The sequence below is a fragment of the Gemella haemolysans genome (assembly GCF_028308085.1).
GTDB classification, from domain to species: Bacteria; Bacillota; Bacilli; order Staphylococcales; family Gemellaceae; genus Gemella; species Gemella haemolysans_D.
On the sequence record NZ_JAQMFS010000090.1, the window covers coordinates 1 to 242 of the forward strand.

Below are 242 nucleotides of genomic sequence, written 5' to 3' on the forward strand. Positions count from 1 at the left end.
TGAGTACGACGGAGCACGTGAAATTCCGTCGGAATCTGGGAGGACCATCTCCTAAGGCTAAATACTCTCTAGTGACCGATAGTGAACCAGTACCGTGAGGGAAAGGTGAAAAGTACCCCGGAAGGGGAGTGAAAGAGAACTTGAAACCGTGTGCTTACAAGTAGTCAGAGCCCGTTAATGGGTGATGGCGTGCCTTTTGTAGAATGAACCGGCGAGTTACGATCTGATGCAAGGTTAAGCAG

General features: G+C 49.6%; 1 rRNA gene. It reads left to right on the forward strand.

Annotated features, from left to right (window positions below):
- Positions 1-242 (forward strand): 23S ribosomal RNA (locus PNO30_RS07110); the annotation flags it as partial.